The organism is Pseudomonas sp. S31 (assembly GCF_016648105.1).
In the GTDB taxonomy this organism is placed as follows: domain Bacteria; phylum Pseudomonadota; class Gammaproteobacteria; order Pseudomonadales; family Pseudomonadaceae; genus Aquipseudomonas.
In genome coordinates this window covers 26,620-45,218 of record NZ_JACVVE010000030.1, presented here as the reverse complement: position 1 = coordinate 45,218, position 18,599 = coordinate 26,620, and the positions used below count along the sequence as shown (strand labels likewise).

At 64.6% G+C, this 18,599-nt stretch carries 17 protein-coding genes; 8 read left to right on the top strand and 9 right to left on the bottom strand.

Annotation, left to right across the window (positions count from 1 at the left end; all coding sequences use genetic code 11):
* Positions 1-45: 45 nt before the first annotated feature.
* The 7 genes from IAE37_RS20540 to IAE37_RS20510 all read right to left on the bottom strand — a co-directional run bounded on the left by IAE37_RS20540 (position 46) and on the right by IAE37_RS20510 (position 5,629).
* Positions 46-945 (bottom strand): SphA family protein, encoded by a 900-nt coding sequence (locus IAE37_RS20540; protein WP_201176433.1) that lies wholly within the window; start codon positions 943-945, stop codon positions 46-48.
* 78 nt (positions 946-1,023) lie between these two features.
* On the bottom strand, positions 1,024-2,085 hold the full coding sequence (locus tag IAE37_RS20535) for an NADH:ubiquinone reductase (Na(+)-transporting) subunit F (RefSeq protein ID WP_201176432.1): 1,062 nt from the start codon (positions 2,083-2,085) through the stop codon (positions 1,024-1,026).
* An 11-nt stretch (positions 2,086-2,096) separates the two neighbouring features.
* Positions 2,097-2,456 (bottom strand): phenol hydroxylase subunit P4, encoded by a 360-nt coding sequence (locus tag IAE37_RS20530; RefSeq protein ID WP_201176430.1) that lies wholly within the window; start codon positions 2,454-2,456, stop codon positions 2,097-2,099.
* Between the two features lie 57 nt (positions 2,457-2,513).
* Entirely contained in the window at positions 2,514-4,028 is a 1,515-nt protein-coding gene (locus tag IAE37_RS20525) for an aromatic/alkene/methane monooxygenase hydroxylase/oxygenase subunit alpha (RefSeq protein ID WP_201176429.1), read from the bottom strand.
* 32 nt (positions 4,029-4,060) lie between these two features.
* A complete protein-coding gene (locus IAE37_RS20520) occupies positions 4,061-4,330 on the bottom strand; it encodes an MmoB/DmpM family protein (RefSeq protein WP_201176427.1) in 270 nt (89 codons plus the stop codon).
* Positions 4,327-5,322 carry an aromatic/alkene monooxygenase hydroxylase subunit beta gene (locus IAE37_RS20515; RefSeq protein ID WP_201176426.1) on the bottom strand — a complete coding sequence of 332 codons (996 nt, stop codon included), beginning with the start codon at positions 5,320-5,322 and terminating at the stop codon, positions 4,327-4,329. Before IAE37_RS20515 ends, IAE37_RS20520 begins: the two co-directional genes overlap by 4 nt.
* Positions 5,323-5,371: 49 nt before the next feature.
* A complete protein-coding gene (locus IAE37_RS20510; RefSeq protein ID WP_201176424.1) occupies positions 5,372-5,629 on the bottom strand; it encodes a phenol hydroxylase subunit in 258 nt (85 codons plus the stop codon).
* Positions 5,630-6,008: 379 nt separating this feature from the next.
* Here IAE37_RS20510 and IAE37_RS20505 point away from each other — a divergent pair, with 379 nt between their 5' ends.
* The 8 genes from IAE37_RS20505 to IAE37_RS20470 all read left to right on the top strand — a co-directional run bounded on the left by IAE37_RS20505 (position 6,009) and on the right by IAE37_RS20470 (position 16,146).
* Positions 6,009-7,712 (top strand): sigma-54-dependent Fis family transcriptional regulator, encoded by a 1,704-nt coding sequence (locus IAE37_RS20505; RefSeq protein ID WP_201176480.1) that lies wholly within the window; start codon positions 6,009-6,011, stop codon positions 7,710-7,712.
* A gap of 160 nt (positions 7,713-7,872) precedes the next feature.
* Positions 7,873-8,793 (top strand): catechol 1,2-dioxygenase, encoded by a 921-nt coding sequence (gene catA / locus IAE37_RS20500; protein WP_201176422.1) that lies wholly within the window; start codon positions 7,873-7,875, stop codon positions 8,791-8,793.
* A gap of 315 nt (positions 8,794-9,108) precedes the next feature.
* Positions 9,109-9,492: a glycine cleavage system protein GcvH gene (gene gcvH / locus IAE37_RS20495; protein WP_201176420.1), complete on the top strand. Its 384-nt coding sequence runs from the start codon at positions 9,109-9,111 to the stop codon at positions 9,490-9,492.
* 11 nt (positions 9,493-9,503) lie between these two features.
* Positions 9,504-12,359, top strand: a complete 2,856-nt coding sequence (gene gcvP / locus IAE37_RS20490) for an aminomethyl-transferring glycine dehydrogenase (protein WP_201176418.1) — start codon at positions 9,504-9,506, stop codon at positions 12,357-12,359.
* 124 nt (positions 12,360-12,483) lie between these two features.
* The gene (locus IAE37_RS20485; RefSeq protein ID WP_201176416.1) at positions 12,484-13,860 is read left to right on the top strand and encodes an L-serine ammonia-lyase; all 1,377 of its coding nucleotides are present in this window, start codon (positions 12,484-12,486) and stop codon (positions 13,858-13,860) included.
* Between the two features lie 27 nt (positions 13,861-13,887).
* Positions 13,888-15,009 carry a glycine cleavage system aminomethyltransferase GcvT gene (gcvT, locus tag IAE37_RS20480; RefSeq protein WP_201176414.1) on the top strand — a complete coding sequence of 374 codons (1,122 nt, stop codon included), beginning with the start codon at positions 13,888-13,890 and terminating at the stop codon, positions 15,007-15,009.
* A gap of 347 nt (positions 15,010-15,356) precedes the next feature.
* Entirely contained in the window at positions 15,357-15,566 is a 210-nt protein-coding gene (locus IAE37_RS20475) for a cold-shock protein (protein ID WP_016392187.1), read from the top strand.
* A 91-nt stretch (positions 15,567-15,657) separates the two neighbouring features.
* Entirely contained in the window at positions 15,658-16,146 is a 489-nt protein-coding gene (locus IAE37_RS20470; RefSeq protein ID WP_201176412.1) for an RDD family protein, read from the top strand.
* 74 nt (positions 16,147-16,220) lie between these two features.
* Here IAE37_RS20470 and lptG read toward each other — a convergent pair whose 3' ends face one another.
* On the bottom strand, positions 16,221-17,282 hold the full coding sequence (lptG, locus tag IAE37_RS20465; protein ID WP_201176410.1) for an LPS export ABC transporter permease LptG: 1,062 nt from the start codon (positions 17,280-17,282) through the stop codon (positions 16,221-16,223).
* Complete coding sequence (gene lptF / locus IAE37_RS20460; protein WP_201176408.1) at positions 17,275-18,390, bottom strand: LPS export ABC transporter permease LptF; 1,116 nt, start codon at positions 18,388-18,390, stop codon at positions 17,275-17,277. Before lptF ends, lptG begins: the two co-directional genes overlap by 8 nt.
* Positions 18,391-18,599 lie beyond the last annotated feature (209 nt).

Below are 18,599 nucleotides of genomic sequence, written 5' to 3'. Positions count from 1 at the left end.
ACGCCAGTGATAGAGCCCGTCGCTTGCACGGTAGCGAGGCAGGGGTCAGAACGGCACGGTCAACTTGATCCAATAGGCATCGCCCTGGGCGCGGTTGCGCACTTCGGTTTCCTTGGACCACTTGGCGGTGACGAACCAGCCGTCCTTGCCGCTGTACTTGATCGACGGGCCAATGGCGAAACTGCGCCCCTTGTTGTCGTCTATGCGCTCGCCATCCTGGCGGTCGTCGGTGGTCTGGCGGTAGTAGTAGCCGCCGATGCCGGCCACCCAGCCATTGCCGAAGCCCCAGCCGAGGGCATAGTCGACGTGGAATTCCTGGCCGGAGCGGTAATCGGTGTCGGGGTTGCGGCGGTTGAAGTCGTACATCACCTTGGCATCGGCGTTGAGCCCGTCGGGGTCGACGTAGGTCATGGCGTAGACCGGCTCGAACACCCAGTAGTTGCGCCCCGGGTTGGCCAGGTCGTTCTTGTCGTAGCGGCCGGTGGGGGCAATCATGTCGAAGGCCAGGATGCTGTGGAACTTCTCGCTGTGGTGAAAACCCAGTGCCGGGCCGAAGATCACGTCGCCCAGGCCGCTGTTGCGCTGCGACCGGCCATTGAGGCTGACCTTGACGTCCACCAGCGGCACGATCGCGTGCAGGCCCACGCTGGCGCCGAACAAGGTGTAGTCACTGACCCAGATCAGCCGGGGAACGATGGCGTTGGCGCGCACGCTGAAGTCCACCGGCAGCTTGCGGCCATCGTTGCCGCGCAGGTTGTCTGCCTCGTAGTGGTTGACGAACAGTTGGCCGTAGAAGCCGGGTGGTGGCATGGCGCCGCTCATGTAGTTTTCCGCACCCAGCGGGTAGGAAGTGCCCCCGCCTTCGGTGGCATGTGACAGGTTGGCCACGCCGAACAGGCCAAGGCCGGCGGCGAGGCGAAGCAGGGTCGCAAGGGTCGGGTTCATACAGGTCAACCTTTGTTGTTGTTATCGGTCGGGTGCACCTGGGCACCCCGCCCCTGGCGAGGTACCCGGCTATCAGGTTCAGATGCGCTTGAACAGGGCCGAACGCTGGCCTTCGCCGGCACCGTCGGCGGCGCTGTAGAAGCGCTCCATGAAGATGTCGCGTTCGAACAGACGGCCCTGCATCAGGCAGGTGATGGCGGCGTCGATCATCGGTGGCGGGCCGCACAGGTAGGCCTTGTGGCCGGTGAAGCGGCCATCGAAATGGGCCTTGGCCGCGTCGTGCACGTAGCCACGAAAGCCCTGCCAGGCATCGTCGTCACCGGCCTGGCTCAAAGCTGGCACGTAGCTGAAGTTGGCGAACTGGGCGGCCAGCGCGACGAACAGATCGTGGTTGTACAGCTCGGCGCGGGTGCGTGCGCCCTGGAACAGGGTCATCTGCCGGGTATCGCCCTGGGCCAGCAGGTCGAGAATCATCGATTGCGGGCTGGACAGCCCCGAACCGCCGGCGATGAAGATCAGGTTGCCCGGTTGCGTGCTGCGCACGAAGAACTGCCCGTAGGGCCCGGACAGCTCCACCGCATCGCCCACCTGCAACTGCTGGTGGATGTGGCTGGTGGCGAGCCCGCCTTCGACCAGGCGCACGTGCAGTTCGACTTCGTCGGCCCGGCCCGGCGGGTTGGCCAGGGAAAACGCCCGTGTGCCCTCGATGCCTGGCAGTTGCAGGTTGATGTACTGCCCGGCCTGGAATGCCATGGGCCGGTCGAGCTTGAGGTGCACACCGCGGATGGTCGGCGACAACTCCACCAGCTGGGTGACCGTTGCGCGATAGTCCTGCACCGGCAGGCCGGCGAAGTCCGGGTCGACGTCGATGTCGGCCTCGATCACCAGGTCGCTCTGGGGGATGGCGCAGCAGGCCAGCACCTTGCCCTCCTCGCGCTCCATGTCCATCAGGGCGAAGGGCGAAGCGGCGCCGATGTCCACCTCGCCTTCGAGCACCTGGCACTTGCAGGTGGCGCAGGTGCCATGGCCGCAGGCGAAGGGCAACCATACCCCTTGGCGCAGGGCGGCCTGGAGCAGGGTCTGGCCCTCTTCGACTTCGATCTGTTCGCCGGTGGGTTCGATCGTGACTTGGTAGCTCATGGCGCGGCTCCTCAGTTGCAGCTGCCACCCAGGCCTTCGAGGCCGGGGGTGTGCAGGTGCAGCAGGCTTTTGTGAACGACGCCGTTGGCAGCCAGGCCCCGCGCTGGATCGGGTGTGAACGATTGTTCGTCCAGGCGCCAGCGCGCGGCGGCGAAGTCCACCTGGGCGGCATCGGGGTGCAGGGCGATGGCCGGCTTGACCACCTGCTCGATGAAGTCGGCGAAGGGCAGCGCCGGGTCGACCGGCAGGGTGAACGGCGCGCAGAACAGCAGGTGGTTTTCCCAGCACAGGTAGACCAGCTGGGCGCCGTGGAAATTGGCCTGGCGATCCAGGGGTTGGGCAGTGTAGGTGCCAATGGCGGTCACGGGCATGACGGTGTCCTCTTGTTCTTGTAGGGCCGGGGCGGCACCCGCCGCCCCGGATGGCGATCAACCAGCCTTGCGCTCGGCGCTACGCAGCGCCTGCCAGCGTTGCTCCTCGGGCGAGCCCTGGTATTCGAAGTTGTCCTGGCCGGGGTCGATGTTGTAGTAGTCGCGCACCACCGCCTCGACGTCGCCGCCGCCGCAGTTGCCTTGGAGAATCTGGTGCACCGGCAGCCAGGCCTGGACGTACTTCTCCGGCTCGTGGGCGAAGATGTCGCAGCAGCCGTCGGAGCAGAAGTGGTAACGCTCGCCTTCATGCACCAGGCTGCGATGGCTGAGTTGGGTGGGATTGTCCGGCTCGGTGAACGCCAGGGGGATCTGGCAGATCTGGCACAGCATCGGCAGGGTCGGGTTGTAGAAGCGCTCGCCGCGCGCCTGCAACTCGCGCCAGTGCTCGTAGCGCGGCCGGTAGTAGCGGTCGAAGGTGTCCGGGTACTTGGCCGACAGCCAGTCCAGTTCCTCGTCGGTGGGGATCCAGGTGTGGAAGTTGGTGGCCTGGCTGTACTGGTAGAAGATCGACCAGGCCTGGTGGGTGATGTGCTCCTTGCCGATGATGGTCTGCTCGACGTACTTGGGTGGGCGGATGCCGTAGCGCTCCAGGTCCTTGAACAGCGCGCCACCGGCCTGCTCGAAGTACACCTCCCAGGCCTCGGCCCAGGACATGACCTTGTTCGGCAGCATGTAGTCCATCATCATCCCGACCAGGGTCAGCAGGCGGTAGCCGCGCCAGAACCATTTGTCGATCCAGCGCTGGACGATCGGCACGTTGTCCTCGTGCTGTTCGAGCAGGAACTTGATCACCTCCAGCCCCAGGGTCATGTGCCGGGCTTCGTCGGACTGCGCCGAGAAACCGAAGGTCACCGTGGCCATGTCGCCGTTGTAGGCGGCGCCAGACATGAACGGCACGAACAGCAGGTTGGTCAGCACGTACTCGAACGAGAACGAGATGGCCGTGAGGAATTCGAACGGGCCGGCGGTACGGGCATCCTCGAAGAACGACTTGGGCACCGAGAGGAACCACACCCGGTCGTGCATGTGGGCGAAGTCGTGCAGGCCGTTGAAGTGCTTGTTGTAGTGGCTCATCGCGTGCACCTGGGTCTGCACGTGACGCAGTTCGTCGATCGCCTGCATCTGGCAGGCGACCCGCGCGCCGGCACCGCCGAAGTGCCGGCCGACGCGGGCGAAGCCCTGGTAGGCCTGGTATTCCAGCGGCGTGACGCCGCTCAGGAACAGCTTCAGGGCATTGACGTAGCGCGCATCGGAGATGTTCTGGTGGCCGTTGTTCTGGGCGAAGGCGTCGAAGATCGCATAGAGCTTCTTTTCCTTCTCGGCCTGGTACTTCCAGTAGGCGTCCATGGTCAGGCGGAACGGGTCTTCCCACTTGTCCCAGTCGGTGATCTTGATCCCTTCGAAGTGCTCGTAGGGGTAGATGTCCTCCTTGGTCTGGTAGCTCGGCTCCCAGCCCAGGTCACGGGTCAGGCAGCGGTACTTGTCTTTCTGGTTCAGGCGTTTGGCGGCCATGGTGGTTCTCCGGATTCTTGTCGTTGTACGGATCAGTTCCAGTGCAGGGCGAAGCAGTCTTCGTCTTCCTCGACGTTGCCGCCGAGGGTGATCACGTCGATCAGCATTTCCTGCACGTCCCATTCGCGGCCGAGCTTTTCCTCCACCGTGGCGCGGTGGATTTCCAGACGGCCTTCGGCCTGCACGCGGATCATCGCTGGCTGGTGCTGCACCTCGGCATGGGGGTTGTCCTGGGTGATGGCCTCGACGATGTAGCGGGCGCTGTCGTTGTCCTGGAAGGCGATGTAGACGAGGGAAGTCATGCGCACGCTCCGTTCAGGCCGAGTTTCGCCAGGCGGGCGCCAAAGGCGGTGTCCACGGCATCGAGGGCATCACGGCCTGGGCCGAGGTCGGCCAGTGGGCGCAAGGCTGCCAACGCGCGACCGCGCCAATGGCCGACCCAGCCATCGATCAGTTGCTGGTTTTCCGGGCTGGCCGCGGTGACGGTCTTGACCAGCGCATCGACCCAGCGCTGGCTTTCACCGAACCACAGGCGCATGAATTCGGTGAGCATGCTGACCGGGGCAGCGCCGGCCATCGCCAGCTGGTCGTCGAAACGCTCGAACAGCAGCGGATACAACAAGCCATCGCTGACCAGGTTCTGGGCCAAGGTCAGCTCGAACCAGTCGCGCACCACCAGGGTGTCTTCGACGTAGCGGCGCAGGCCCTGCCAAGCCGGCTCATCGAGCCAGCGCTGCTTGGCCTCGGCGAGCAGTGCCAGGCCGTCGTCCTCCAGCAGCAGGCCGATGCGCGACAGGTACTGGGCGATGGCCAGGCGGTCCATGGCGTGGAACATGTGCATCTGCGTCACGCTGGTGCCGAAGGCGTCGGCGGCAATGCCGCTGTTGTTCATGTTGGCGCCGAGCTCGGCGTGGCGCAGCGGCAGCAGCAGGTGGGCGATCGAGGCGCGCAGTGGTGCCGGCAGGTTGGCCAGCAGCTCGCGTTTCTCGCAGAAGCCGAAGCTGTGCTCGGCGTTTTCCTGCATGCGCGCCCGGGCCTGCACGTAGGCGCCGTAGTAGTACTGGCGCGGGTCGCTGACCACGTACCAGTCGGCCATGCGCACGGCGGTGCGGGTGGGGTCGTTGAGCAGTTTGTCGGGCTGCCACAGCGGGCGGTAGTGGAAGTTGGTCGCCGCCTCGATGTCGAAGCTGGCCTCCTGGTAGCGGCTGGCAGGCTTGTCGCCGAAGCGCCGACGGGTATGGCTGAAGGTCTGGCGGATCGGCTCGACGGTAGCCGTCTTGATTTCAATGCTCATGCAAGGCGTCCTGTAGTTGTTGTTGTGGGCAAGGCTGCAGCGCAGCGCCTCAGTCGTCCTGGTCGCGGCCTTCGCCGTAGCGCCACTTGAGCATGTCGGCGTCGACGGCAGCGGCCATCGTCGCGTCCATGTGCTGCACCTGGTTGTGCTCGCAGAAACTGGCGAAGGCCGCTGCTGGCAGGACCAGCTCGACGAACAGGTCCGGGTAGCCAATGGCGAAGTCGAATTCGACGAAGGCGGCGCCCGGCTCGCTGCGAACGCGAACGTAACGCGGCATTTGCTCGAATGACGAAGTGGCTGGGGTCATGGTGAGTTGCTCCATCTGGGCTCGATGGGATCAGAGCAACAGCTGTGCCAGGCCGTAAAAACCTCGTGGGCATAGCTCATAACCAATTGATAAAAATTGACTTTTAAATCAGGAGCCTGGCCACCCAGGGCGCATCCAGAGGGCTGTCGGCCACCCTGTGCTCGCGGCAGATTGATCATTTGATCAATGCCTGATCGCGACGATGCAGCAAATGACCCATTCACCCGGCGATTGACTTTTGCCTGGCTTTCAGGCGGTTTTAGAAAGGACAGGACGGCCCATGCGTGCACACCCAGGCCTCCTCGGCATGAACGAAACCCGCCAGCCTGAGCGGGCCCATGCCGAAACCCCATACAACTACAATCAAGGGGCGCTACCTATGATCACCCAGTACCGGGCACCTGAACCGGCACCGGCCTTGAAGGACCTCACCGAGCGGGTGCGCTTTCTCGGCACCGAAGGCAAGATCTGGCTGGACGAACAACGCATGCTGCTGGTCCAGGCCGCGGTGATGGCGAGCATGCGCCGCGAGCTGATCGAAATGCTCGGGGTCGAACGGGCCAAAGGCTTCTTCCTGCGCCTGGGCTACCAGTCCGGGCTCAAGGATGCCGAGCTTGCGCGCAAGCTGCGGCCCAACGGCAACCCGGTCGAGATGTTCTTCATCGGCCCGCAGTTGCACTCGCTCAAGGGCATGGTCAAGGCCCGTCCACTGCAATTGGAGATCGACCTGGAGAGCGGCCACTTCTACGCCGATATCCAGTGGCAGGACTCGTACGAGGTAGAAAACTGCCAGCTCGAGAACCTGCACTCCGACCAGCCGATCTGCTGGATGCTGCTGGGCTATGCGATCAGCTACAGCTCGTTCTTCCTCGGCCGCCAGGTGCTGTACAAGGAAGTCAGCTGCCGGGGCTGCGGCGGTGCCGAATGCCGCATCATCGGCAAGCCCGTCGAGCAGTGGGAAGATGCCGATGAGTTCATGCGCTACTTTCAGAGCGACCCGATCATCGACGAGCTGCAGAGCCTGCAGGTGCAGGTGGCCAACCTGCGCCAGCGCCTGCAGTACGCGGCCGGGCAGTTCTATGGCATCGGTGACTCGGCGGTGTATCGGCGCTGCTGCACCTTGATCGACAAGGTCGCCACCGGCAAGGCCTCGGTGCTGCTGCTGGGCGAAACCGGAGTGGGCAAGGAAGTGATCGCCCGCAGCCTGCACCTGCGCAGCGAACGCGCCGGCGCGCCGTTCGTGGCCCTCAACTGCGCGACGATCCCACCCGACCTGATCGAGGCCGAACTGTTCGGCGTCGAGAAAGGTGCCTACACCGGCGCCCAGCAGGCGCGCATGGGCCGCTTCGAGCGGGCCAACGGCGGCACGCTGTTCCTCGATGAAATCGTCGAACTGACGCCGCGCGCCCAGGCCAGCCTGCTGCGCGTGCTGCAGGAGGGCGAACTGGAGCGGGTGGGCGACACCCGTACCCGCCAGGTCGATGTGCGGGTCATCGCCGCCACCCACGAAGACCTTGAACAGGCGGTCAAGCAAGGTCGTTTTCGCGCCGACCTGTTCTACCGACTGAACGTATTCCCAGTGCGCATCCCTGCCCTGCGCGAACGCCGCGAAGACATTCCACTGCTCATCGAGCACTTCCTCGGCCGCCTGCACGAAAGCTATGGCAAGAAGACTCGGGGGCTCAGCGACAGGGCAATGCAAGCCTGCCTACAGTACGAATGGCCAGGCAACATCCGCGAGTTGGAAAACCTCATGGAGCGCGGCGTGATCATCACTGACGACAACCAGAGCATCGCCGTGGATGCCCTTTTCCCCCAGGCCCCGGCCATCGACGAGAGCATCGGTTTGGGCAACGATGGCCGCCTGGTCGCCGACAGTGGTCCTGGCGCGCCAGGCTGGGTCGCGCAGATCATCGACAGCGGTACCAGCCTCGAATCGGTGGAAGGTGCATTGATGCAGGAGGCCATGGCCCGCTGCCAGCAGAATGTCTCAGAAGCGGCGCGGCTGCTGGGCATGACCCGCCCGGCCCTGGCCTACCGGCTGAAGAAGGCACCCGGCGAAGAGGCCCCAGGCAGGGCTTGAGCATTTGCGCAATGCCGGCAGGCGGTGTTGATCAAATGATCCACCGCCCTGCCCGGACCACCGCCTGGAGCCCCTGCAATGCCTGGGTTGGCGACCTGGCACCGGCTTTGCAAAACCGACTTCACCGGAAAAACAACAACAATGACCTGTGAGGTATCCCATGGCTGCAAAAATCGCTCATACCGCCGAACTGCTGGCGTTCTTCGAAAAGGCCGCAGGCGCCCACAGCGCACAGGGCAACCCGCGCGTGAAACAGATCGTCCTGCGCCTGCTGCAGGACTGCGCCCGGCTGATCGAAGACCTCGAGATCAGCGACGACGAATTCTGGTCGGCGGTCGACTACCTGAACCGCCTGGGCGGCCGTGGCGAGGCCGGTTTGCTGGTGGCCGGCCTGGGCCTGGAGCACTTCCTCGACCTGCTCAGCGACGCCCGCGACCAGCAGGCCGGGCATGTCGGCGGCACGCCACGCACCATCGAAGGTCCCCTGTACGTGGCCGGCGCGCCGTTGCACGAAGGCGAAGCCCGGCTGGACGACGGCACCGACCCCGGCATGCCGATGCTGCTCGAAGGCCAGGTGCTGGACCTGCAGGGCAAACCGATCGCCGGCGCCATCGTCGACGTCTGGCATGCCAATACCCAGGGCTTGTATTCCTACTTCGACTCCAGCCAGAGCGACTACAACCTGCGCCGACGCATCCGCACCGACGCCCAGGGCCGCTACCGCGCACGCAGCATCGTACCCAGTGGCTATGGCTGCCCTCCCGACGGGCCGACCCAGCAATGCCTGGACCTGCTGGGCCGCCATGGCCAGCGCCCGGCGCACATTCACTTCTTCATCTGCGCACCTGGCCACCGCCACCTGACCACCCAGATCAACCTGGCCGGCGACCAGTACCTGTGGGACGACTTCGCCCACGCCACCCGCGACGGACTGGTGGGTGACGTGATCCTGGGCGAAGACCCCAGCAGCGGGATCGCAGGGCGCTTTGCCAGCGTGCGCTTCGACTTCCAACTGCAACCGGCGAGCGAGGCCCAGGATGAATTGCGCAGCCAGCGACCGCGGGCGTTGCAGGCCAGTTGAGGGGCTGATCAACAGGCAAGTCCAAGCCTGAGCGCGCCCCCACAGCTCATGCGGAATGGAATCAATACACTGTATTGATTTCATTCCGTATGAGGTCGGTGGCTTATAGCCAAGGGTTTGATAGATCAAACCTTTTGCCACCGCTATATGACTGTATCGATTTCATTCCAATCAAGTATTTCGAAAAACCTAAACCTTCATATAACTAATTGATAAACATAAACTTTTTTTAAGTGGCCACATTCTTGCAATAAAAATCCTCACTGACCGGGCGCGCCTTACGCGCCACCAAGCCCTGCTTCCCGAGGATTTCCCATGAGCGAGTTGCGTTTCACTGAAGATCACGAATGGCTGCGCGTCGAAGCCGATGGCAGTGTCACCGTGGGCATCACCGCCTACGCCCAGAACGCCCTGGGTGATGTGGTCTACGTGCAACTGCCGGAACTGCAGCATTACGACAAGGGCGCCGAAGCCTCTACCGTCGAATCGGTCAAGGCCGCCAGTGGCGTGTACATGCCGCTCACCGGTGAAGTCGTGGCGGTCAACGAACAACTTGCCGACCAGCCCGAACTGGTCAACGAAGACCCGCTGGGCGAAGGCTGGTTCTTCCGCTTCAACCCGGCCGACATGGCCGAAGTCGACGCGCTGCTCGACCAGGACGCCTACGACCGCCTGATCAAAGCCAACGACGACGCCTGAGGAGACCGACCATGACCATCAACCTCGGCACCGCCAACGAATTCATCGCCCGCCACATCGGCCCACGCAGCGCCGACGAGCAGGCCATGCTCGCTACCCTCGGCTTCGACTCGCTGGAAGCCATGACCGCCGCGGTCATCCCCGACAGCATCAAGGGCACCAGCGTGCTCGGCAGCGAGGACGGCCAGAGCGAAGCCGACGCCCTCGCCGCGCTCAAGGCCATCGCCGGCAACAACCAGTTGTTCAAGAGCTACATCGGCCAGGGCTACTACAACACCCACACCCCGGCGCCAATCCTGCGCAACCTGCTGGAGAACCCAGCCTGGTACACCGCCTACACCCCGTACCAGCCTGAAATTTCCCAGGGCCGCCTGGAAGCGTTGCTGAACTTCCAGACCCTGGTCAGCGACCTGACCGGCCTGCCCATCGCCAACGCCTCCCTGCTCGACGAAGCCACTGCCGCCGCCGAGGCCATGACCTTCTGCAAGCGCCTGTCGAAGAACAAGGCCAGTCACGCCTTCTTCGTCTCGCAGCACTGCCACCCGCAGACCCTCGACGTGCTGCGCACCCGCGCCGAGCCGCTGGGCATCGACATCGTGGTGGGCGACGAAGCCCAGCTCAGCGATGTTTCCGCCTTCTTCGGCGCACTGCTGCAGTACCCTGCCAGCAACGGCGAAGTATTCGACTACCGCGAACTGGTACAGCGCTTCCATGCGGCCAACGCCCTGGTGGCCGTCGCCGCCGACCTGTTGGCCCTGACCCTGCTCGCCGCACCGGGTGAATTCGGCGCCGACGTGGCCATCGGCAGCGCCCAGCGCTTCGGCGTGCCACTGGGCTTCGGCGGCCCGCACGCGGCCTACTTCGCTACCCGCGACGCCTTCAAGCGCGACATGCCGGGCCGCCTGGTCGGTGTGTCGATCGACCGCTTCGGCAAGACCGCCCTGCGCCTGGCCATGCAGACCCGCGAGCAGCACATCCGCCGCGAGAAAGCCACCAGCAACATCTGCACCGCCCAGGTGCTGCTGGCCAACATCGCCAGCATGTTCGCCGTCTATCATGGCCCCGAAGGCCTCAAGCGCATCGCCCAACGTACCCACACGCTGACCTCGATCCTGGCTGCCGGCCTGGAAAAACTGGGCGTGCAGGTGGTCGGCGACAGCGCCTTCGACACGCTGACCCTGGCAACCGGCTCGGCGACCGCCGGCCTGCACGACAAGGCCCGCGCCCAGCGCATCAACCTGCGCCAGATCGACGCCGACCATCTGGGCTTGTCGCTCGACGAGACCAGCACCCAGGCCGATGTCGAGGCGCTGTGGCAGCTGCTCGGCGGCGACCAGGCGCAACCGGACTTCACCGCCCTGGCCTCCAGCACCGCCTCGCGTTTGCCGGCAGCACTGCTGCGCCAGTCGGAAATCCTCCAGCACCCGGTGTTCAACCGCTACCACAGCGAAACCGAGCTGATGCGCTACCTGCGCCGCCTGGCCGACAAGGACCTGGCGCTGGACCGCAGCATGATCCCGCTGGGCTCGTGCACCATGAAGCTCAACGCCGCCAGCGAGATGATCCCGGTGACCTGGGCCGAGTTCGGCAACCTGCACCCGTTCGCTCCGGCCGCGCAAAGCCAGGGCTACCTGCAGATGACCAGCGAGCTGGAAGCGATGCTCTGCGCCGCCACCGGCTACGACGCCGTGTCGCTGCAGCCCAACGCCGGCTCCCAGGGCGAGTACGCAGGCCTGCTGGCCATCCGTGCCTACCACCGCAGCCGTGGCGAAGCCCATCGCGACATCTGCCTGATCCCTTCCTCGGCCCACGGCACCAACCCGGCGACCGCGCACATGGCCGGCATGCGCGTGGTGGTCACCGCCTGTGACGCCCGTGGCAACGTCGATGTGGACGATCTGCGGGCCAAGGCGATCGAGCACCGCGAGCGCCTGGCGGCGATCATGATCACCTACCCGTCGACCCACGGCGTGTTCGAGGAAGCGATCGGCGAGATCTGCGCGATCATCCACGACAACGGCGGCCAGGTGTACATCGACGGCGCCAACATGAATGCCATGGTCGGCCTCTGCGCGCCTGGCAAGTTCGGCGGCGACGTATCCCACCTGAACCTGCACAAGACCTTCTGCATTCCGCACGGTGGTGGTGGCCCGGGCGTCGGCCCGATCGGCGTGAAGTCGCACCTGGCGCCGTTCCTGCCGGGCCACGCCCAGCTCGCGAACACCACCGGCGCGGTCTGCGCCGCGCCGTTCGGCAGCGCCAGCATCCTGCCGATCACCTGGATGTACATCCGCATGATGGGTGGCGCCGGGCTCAAGCGTGCCTCGCAGATGGCCATCCTCAACGCCAACTACATCGCCCGTCGCCTGGAAGAGCACTATCCTGTTCTGTATACCGGTGGCGATGGCCTGGTGGCGCACGAATGCATCCTCGACCTGCGCCCGCTCAAGGACACCAGCGGCATCAGTGTCGATGACGTGGCCAAGCGCCTGATCGACTTCGGCTTCCACGCCCCGACCATGTCGTTCCCGGTGGCCGGCACGCTGATGATCGAACCGACCGAGAGCGAGTCCAAGGAAGAACTGGACCGTTTCTGCGACGCGATGATCCGCATCCGCGAAGAAATCCGCGCAGTCGAGACCGGCAGCCTGGACAAGGACGACAACCCGCTGAAGAACGCCCCGCACACCGCGGCCGAGCTGGTTGGCGAGTGGGCCCATGGCTACAGCCGCGAGCAGGCGGTGTACCCGCTGCCGAGCCTGATGGAAGGCAAGTACTGGCCGCCGGTCGGCCGGGTCGACAACGTGTTCGGCGACCGCAACCTGGTCTGCGCCTGCCCTTCGATCGAGAGCTATCAGGACGTCTGATGGCCCTCGGGTCCACTGCCGCCCTGTAGGAGCGGGTTCACCCGCGAATGCGATGCTGGCCTCACCACCGCTTTCGCGGGTGAACCCGCTCCTACAGGGGTCACCGTCAACCTGGAGAATCGCCATGTCCTTGAGTGTCTTCGACCTTTTCAAGATCGGCATCGGCCCCTCCAGCTCCCATACCGTCGGCCCGATGCGCGCCGCCGCCCGCTTCGCCGAAGGCCTGCGACGCGACGGCCTGCTGGCCAGCACGGCCAGCGTCAAGGCCGAGCTGTATGGCTCGCTGGGGGCTACGGGCAAGGGCCATGGTAGCGACAAGGCGGTGCTGCTCGGCCTAGAAGGCGAGCACCCCGACAGCGTCGACACCGAAGCCATCCCCGCCCGCCTGCAGGTGATCCGCGACAGTGGCAGCCTGAACCTGCTTGGCGAACACCCCATCGCCTTCGTCGAGAAACAGCACCTGGCGATGATCCGCAAACCGCTGGCCTACCACCCCAACGGCATGATCTTTCGCGCCTTCGACGCCGCCGGCCTGCAGATTCGCAGCCGTGAGTACTACTCGGTGGGCGGCGGTTTCGTGGTCGACGAGGACGCCGCCGGCAAGGACCGCATCGTCGAGGACAGCACCGTGCTGGCCTACCCCTTCAAGACCGCCAGGGAACTGCTCGGCCACTGTGTCGCGCAGCAACTGTCGATCAGCCAGGTGATGCTCGCCAACGAGTCGGCCTGGCGCCCCGAGGCCGAGACCCGCGCCGGCTTGTTGCGCATCTGGCAGGTGATGCAAGACTGCGTCGCCGCCGGCTGCCGGCACGAAGGCATCCTGCCCGGCGGGCTCAAGGTCAAGCGCCGCGCCCCAGCCTTGTATCGCCAGCTCAGCCAGCACCCCGAGGCCGGCCTGCGTGATGCCTTGTCGGTGCTCGACTGGGTCAACCTGTACGCCCTGGCGGTCAACGAGGAAAACGCCCACGGCGGCCGCGTGGTCACCGCACCGACCAATGGCGCGGCGGGCATCGTCCCGGCCGTGCTGCATTACTACATGCGCTTCATTCCGGCAGCCAACGAGGACGGTGTGGTGCGCTTCCTGCTCACCGCTGCCGCCATCGGCATCCTGTACAAGGAAAACGCCTCCATCTCGGGGGCCGAGGTCGGCTGCCAGGGCGAGGTGGGCGTGGCCTGCTCGATGGCTGCCGGGGCACTGTGCGAAGTGCTCGGCGGCACCCCGCAACAGGTGGAGAACGCCGCCGAGATCGGCATGGAACACAACCTGGGCCTGACCTGCGACCCCATCGGCGGGCTGGTCCAGGTGCCTTGCATCGAGCGCAACGCCATGGGCTCGGTCAAGGCGATCAATGCGGTGCGCATGGCCTTACGCGGCGACGGGCAGCATTTCGTGTCGCTCGACAAGGTCATCCGCACCATGCGCCAGACCGGCGCAGACATGAAAAGCAAGTACAAGGAGACCGCCCGCGGCGGTCTGGCCGTCAACATCATCGAATGTTGACCCGAACAGCAAACCAAGGAGTCATCGATGTCCGAAACACTGCTCAAGACCCCACTGCACGCCCTGCACCTGGAACTGGGTGCGCGCATGGTGCCGTTCGCCGGCTACGACATGCCGGTGCAGTACCCACTTGGCGTGCTCAAGGAACACCTGCACACCCGCGAGCAGGCCGGCCTGTTCGACGTCTCGCACATGGGCCAGATCGTGCTGCGCGGCAGCGACGCCGCCAAGGCCCTGGAGAGCCTGGTGCCAGTGGATATCGTCGACCTGCCGCTGGGGATGCAGCGCTACGCCATGTTCACCAACGAGCAGGGCGGCATCCTCGACGACCTGATGGTCGCCAACCTGGGTGACGACACGCTGTTCCTGGTGGTCAACGCCGCCTGCAAGGACCAGGATCTGGCCCACCTGCAAGAACGCATCGGCGGCCAGTGCGAGATCCAGCCGCTGTTCGCTGAACGCGCCCTGCTCGCCCTGCAAGGCCCGGCAGCGGTCAAGGTGCTCGAGCGCCTGGCGCCGGAAGTGGCGGGCATGACCTTCATGCAGTTCCGCCCGGTCACACTGCTGGGCCAGGACTGCTTCGTCAGCCGCTCGGGCTACACCGGCGAGGACGGCTATGAGATCTCGGTGCCGGTCGCCGGCGCCGAAGCCCTGGCCCGTCGCCTGCTGGCCGAGCCGGAGGTACAACCGATCGGCCTCGGTGCGCGCGACTCGCTGCGCCTGGAAGCCGGCCTGTGCCTCTACGGCCATGACATGGACACCACCACTACCCCCGTCGAAGCCAGCCTGCTCTGGGCCATTTCCAAGGTACGCCGCGCCGACGCCGAGCGCGCCGGCGGCTTCCCCGGTGCCGAAACGGTGTTCGCCCAGCAGCGCCAGGGCGTGGCGCGCAAGCGCGTAGGCCTGCTGCCGCAGGAACGCACGCCAGTGCGCGAAGGTGCCGAGATCGTCGATGCCACGGGCAAGACCGTTGGCCAAGTGTGCAGTGGTGGATTCGGCCCGACGCTCGGCGCACCCTTGGCCATGGGCTATGTCGAAGTCGAACATGCAGCACTCGATACCGCGTTGTTCGCCTTGGTACGCGGCAAGCAAGTTGCCCTGAAAGTCAGCAAAATGCCTTTCGTTGCACAACGTTACTATCGCGGCTGAATGCACAACATGAGGTTCGCCGATATTCGTTTTCGAACCTCTTCCATAACTTTTCAACATGGCGCCAGGCCAGGCGCCATGCCGTTTCCGACAATTTTGTCGGCTATCGGCAAATGCCCGATTTCCTGCAGCTCGGAGGGCTTGTTTTTTTCTCGGGAGTTGGCGTAGAGTCACTGCACTGTGTTTGCATGGGTCGCAACAGTTCGTGACCTGGGCCAGTAGCCGCAATCTGCTACAACCCGTTCGACGTCTCTTACTTTCCTGCAACCCAGCCCGGTACTCTTTCGCCTACAAATATGTGAAAGAAACTGTCATCAAAAAATTTAAGCTTCATAGGAAACAAGACAATGGCTGAGCGTCAGAACGGTACCGTCAAGTGGTTCAATGACGAGAAAGGTTACGGCTTCATCACCCCAGAGAGCGGTCCGGATCTGTTCGTGCACTTCCGTGCCATCGAAGGCAACGGCTTCAAGAGCCTGAAAGAAGGCCAGAAGGTCACCTTCGAAGCAGTCCAAGGCCAGAAAGGCATGCAGGCTGACAAAGTCCAGCCTGTCTAAGCACAAGCCCGACTCCTAAAAAGCCCCTGCCATGTGCAGGGGCTTTTTTTTGCCCGTAGAATACCCGCTTCGCCATACGGAGCCGTCCTGCATGTCCAAGCCCCTGCTCTCCCCCCAGGGTGATTTCCCACCGGTCGGCCTGGGCCGACGCCTGGCGGCGATGTTCTATGACTTCCTGCTGTGCACCGCGCTGCTGATCGTTACCGCAGGCGCCTACAAGATGATCCAGATGGCGATCATCGGCGAAGCACGCATGCGCGAACTCACCGAGGCCGGCGCCCTGGATGGCGACCCACTGCTGTCGACCCTCCTGCTATTCGCCCTGTTCGGCTTCTTCGCCAAGTTCTGGACCCATGGCGGCCAAACCCTGGGCATGCAGGTGTGGGGGGTGCGGGTGCAGAATGCCGACGGCAGCGCCATCAGCCTGTGGCAAGCGCTGTTGCGCTTCGTGGTGTCGATTGCTTCGTGGCTGTGCCTGGGGCTGGGGTTCTTCTGGGCCCTGGTCGACAAGCGCAAGCGCGGCTGGCACGACATCTACTCGGAAACCCAACTGGTGCGGCTGCCCAAGCGTAAAAAATGACGTTACGCGTATTGCCGGCCCAGCGACCACAAAAAAGCCGACCCAAGGGTCGGCTTTTTCATGCAGCGTGTCCGTTACCCCGCCCTGCGTAACAGCCACAGCCCCGCGACCGCGCAGATCCCGGCGGGTATCACCACCGCCAGCAGCGGCGGGAAGCCGAACACCTGGCTCGATGGACCCAGCAGGTCGCCGGCAATCCGGAACACGAAGCCCACCAGCACGCCGGTGAACACGCGCTGGCCCAGAGTCACCGAACGCAGCGGGCCGAAGATGAACGAGATCGCCATCAGCACCAGGGCGGCGGTCACCGCCGGCTGCAGGACCTTGGTCCAGAAGGCCAGCCAGTAGCGCGCATTGTTCAAGCCCTGGTCAGCCAGGTAGTGAATGTAGTCCCACAGCCCGGTGATCGACAGCGACTCCGGTGCCAGGACCACGGTGTTGAGCAACTGCGGCGTAACCGAAACGTCCCAGTCTTCCTTGGCGTTCTTCACCACTTCGGTGTGATCGCCATGGAAGTGGGTGGTGCTGACGTCGCTGAGCACCCAGTGATCGTCCTGGAACTGGCCACGACGGGCGAAGCTGGAGGTGACGATCTTGCGTTCGTCATCGAAGCGATAGCGGGTGACGCCCAGCAGCAGGCCATTGGGCTGCACCGAGTTGATGTGCACGAACTCTTCGCCCTGGCGGTGCCACATGCCGCGCTTGGAACTTTGCGCCTCGCCGCCACCCTGGGCCAGCGAGCGGTCGGCCTGGGCCTTGTTCTCGGTGACCGGAGCCACGTACTCGCCGATCAGCACACCGACCAGCATCAGCACCAGCATCGGCTTCATCACCGCCCAGACGATACGGCCGATGGACACGCCAGCGGCACGCATGATGGTCAGCTCGCTGTTGCTGGCCAGGGTACCCAGGCCGATCAGGCAGCCGATCAGCGCCGCCATCGGCAGCATGTCGTAGAGACGACGCGGCGCGGTCAGCAAGGTGTAGATACCGGCGTCGAGCACCGTGTAGGTGTCGCTCAGGTCGCTCATCTCGTCGATAAAGGCGAACAGCGAGGCCAGGCCGAGAATGATCCCCAGCACGGCCAGGATGGCCAGCAGCACGCTCTGGCCGATGTAGCGGTCGAGCTTAGCCATGGGCCACCTCCGCACGACGCGCGGCACGCTTGAGGCGTAGCGGCTCCCAATACATCAGGCCGAGGCCGATGAGCAGGAACAGCCCATGCACCCACCACATGCCCAGGCCAATCGGCAACTTGCCCTTTTCCAGGGCGCCGCGTACGGAAATCAGCATCGTCAGGTAGGCCATGTACAGGAGAATCGCCGGCAGCAGCTTGAGGAAGCGGCCCTGGCGCGGATTGACCTTGGCCAGCGGTACCGCCAGCAGGGTCACGATGAACACCAGGATCGGCAGCGACAGGCGCCATTGCAGCTCGGCACGCTCGCGCAGGCCCTTCTGGCCGAACAGCTCAGAGGTCGGAATCGCCTCGCGCTCGGTGACTTCCTCGCTGACCTCAGGTTTGGGCAGCAGCACACCGTAGGTGTCGTACTTGATCGCGCGGTAGTCGGCCTGGCCGGGGTTGCCGTCGTAGCGGTAGCCGTTTTCCAGGACCAGGTAGCGGTTGCCGTCAGCCTGCACTTCCTGGTGGCCCTTCTCGGCGACCAGTACCGAAGGCGCGCGGTCCTTGGTCTTGTCCTGGTTGAAGCGTTTTTCCGAGATGAACACGCCGTCGAGCTTGACCCGGTCATCCGACAGCTGCTCGGTGTAGGTCACCCGCGAGCCGTCGCGCAGGGTCTGGAAACGCCCCGGCACCAGGGTGTCGAACTCGGTCAGGGCGTCCTGCTGGGCGATGATCTTCTGCACGTGGGCCACGCCCAGGGGGGCGAGGCTCAGGCTCAGCCAGGCCACCAGCAGGGCGACCAACGCGGCCGGTGCCAGGGTCAGTGCCAGCAGACGTTGCTGGCTCATACCGGTGGCCGACAGCACGGTCATCTCGCTCTCCAGGTACAGCCGGCCATAGGCCAGGAGAATGCCGAGGAACAGCCCCAGGGGCAGGATCAACTGCAGGAAACCCGGCAGGCGGAACCCCATGATCAGGAACAGCACGCCCGGGTCGAGCACGCCCTGGGCCGCCTGGGCCAGATACTTGATGAAGCGCCCGCTCATGATGATCACCAGCAGCACGGCGCTGACGGCGCTCAAGGTCACCAGGACCTCACGGGACAGATAACGAAAGACGATCAAACCAGACACTCCTGGGTTGTCAGGGTGGACTGCCAGACACTGGCGCCAGACGATGACTTAGTGCAACCAAGACCAATGCCGGTTCGCCAACGGCGAACCTCCATGTAAAGTGCGCGCATTATCCTGTGATTGACCGCGCCTGTCACTTGGCCGCGCATCGAGGCGTACATCGGGGTTGTCAGCACGCTTGCCACAGGCTCAAACTGGCA

Excerpts from the sequence above, each read along its gene's own strand:
- IAE37_RS20540 (WP_201176433.1), bottom strand. The coding sequence starts at position 945 with ATGAACCCGACCCTTGCGACCCTGCTTCGCCTCGCCGCCGGCCTTGGC.
- IAE37_RS20535 (WP_201176432.1), bottom strand. The coding sequence starts at position 2,085 with ATGAGCTACCAAGTCACGATCGAACCCACCGGCGAACAGATCGAAGTC.
- IAE37_RS20530 (WP_201176430.1), bottom strand. The coding sequence starts at position 2,456 with ATGCCCGTGACCGCCATTGGCACCTACACTGCCCAACCCCTGGATCGC.
- IAE37_RS20525 (WP_201176429.1), bottom strand. The coding sequence starts at position 4,028 with ATGGCCGCCAAACGCCTGAACCAGAAAGACAAGTACCGCTGCCTGACC.
- IAE37_RS20520 (WP_201176427.1), bottom strand. The coding sequence starts at position 4,330 with ATGACTTCCCTCGTCTACATCGCCTTCCAGGACAACGACAGCGCCCGC.
- IAE37_RS20515 (WP_201176426.1), bottom strand. The coding sequence starts at position 5,322 with ATGAGCATTGAAATCAAGACGGCTACCGTCGAGCCGATCCGCCAGACC.
- IAE37_RS20510 (WP_201176424.1), bottom strand. The coding sequence starts at position 5,629 with ATGACCCCAGCCACTTCGTCATTCGAGCAAATGCCGCGTTACGTTCGC.
- IAE37_RS20505 (WP_201176480.1), top strand. The coding sequence starts at position 6,009 with ATGATCACCCAGTACCGGGCACCTGAACCGGCACCGGCCTTGAAGGAC.
- catA (WP_201176422.1), top strand. The coding sequence starts at position 7,873 with ATGGCTGCAAAAATCGCTCATACCGCCGAACTGCTGGCGTTCTTCGAA.
- gcvH (WP_201176420.1), top strand. The coding sequence starts at position 9,109 with ATGAGCGAGTTGCGTTTCACTGAAGATCACGAATGGCTGCGCGTCGAA.
- gcvP (WP_201176418.1), top strand. The coding sequence starts at position 9,504 with ATGACCATCAACCTCGGCACCGCCAACGAATTCATCGCCCGCCACATC.
- IAE37_RS20485 (WP_201176416.1), top strand. The coding sequence starts at position 12,484 with ATGTCCTTGAGTGTCTTCGACCTTTTCAAGATCGGCATCGGCCCCTCC.
- gcvT (WP_201176414.1), top strand. The coding sequence starts at position 13,888 with ATGTCCGAAACACTGCTCAAGACCCCACTGCACGCCCTGCACCTGGAA.
- IAE37_RS20475 (WP_016392187.1), top strand. The coding sequence starts at position 15,357 with ATGGCTGAGCGTCAGAACGGTACCGTCAAGTGGTTCAATGACGAGAAA.
- IAE37_RS20470 (WP_201176412.1), top strand. The coding sequence starts at position 15,658 with ATGTCCAAGCCCCTGCTCTCCCCCCAGGGTGATTTCCCACCGGTCGGC.
- lptG (WP_201176410.1), bottom strand. The coding sequence starts at position 17,282 with ATGGCTAAGCTCGACCGCTACATCGGCCAGAGCGTGCTGCTGGCCATC.